The organism is Rhizobacter sp. P2_H2, from assembly GCF_056403375.1.
Genome location: NZ_JBFUFP010001710.1, coordinates 1 through 689, shown reverse-complemented (window position 1 = coordinate 689; position 689 = coordinate 1). Strand labels below are relative to the sequence as shown.

2 pseudogenes are annotated in these 689 nt (G+C 69.5%); both read right to left on the bottom strand.

What is annotated here, in order from left to right:
• Positions 1-347: pseudogene (locus tag AC1D15_RS35760) on the bottom strand (hypothetical protein); the annotation flags it as partial.
• Positions 344-689 (bottom strand): annotated as a pseudogene (locus tag AC1D15_RS35755) (RHS repeat domain-containing protein); the annotation flags it as partial. The pseudogenes AC1D15_RS35760 and AC1D15_RS35755, both read right to left, overlap by 4 nt.

The window sequence follows — 689 nt, the reverse complement described above, 5'->3', positions numbered from 1 at the left end:
GGGCTGATCACCTGATGCCCTCCGCCTGGCTTCTCCGGATAGCGCGTGACCAGCCGGCGCGGGTCGGTCACCTGGGTAAGCCGGTCGCGGCCGTCGTGCTCCAACTCGGTGACGCCACCCGCCGGATCGACATGCGCCTTGACGCGGTTCAGCGGGTCATACGCCAGCCGGGTCTCGAGGTTCAGCGTGCCGGCGCCGCGGATCACCTTGGTGACCTGCCCCTCGGCGTCGTACTCGTGGCGCGTCACCGACCGGGGCGAGACGGGCGGCGGAGGCAAGGTCTGCGCCTCGACGACAGACATGAAGATCGCGCCGCAGGCCACCAGGCATCGCATCGCGCGCCTCATGGCGTCGTCTCCCGGCCTTCGATCTTCTGCACCCGACCGAGATCGTCGACGATGCGCTCCAGCGTGCGCCGCAAGTTCCCGCCGGGATCCTGCACCTTCTCCCGGACCTTGATGCTGGCCATGTCCAGCAGGTAGTCGATGCGGTGGCCCTGCTCGTCGTAGACCGCCACCTTCCGGTGGGCATCGTCGTAGTCCCAGCCGATCCAGCTGCCGTCCGGCAGGGTCAGCCGCTTGAGCTGCCCCGCGGCATCGTAGGTGTAGCGCGTGACGCGCCCGGCCACGTCGCGTGTCAGGAGCCGCTGCCGCAGGTCGTAGGTCTGCCGCGTGACGACGCCATTCGGG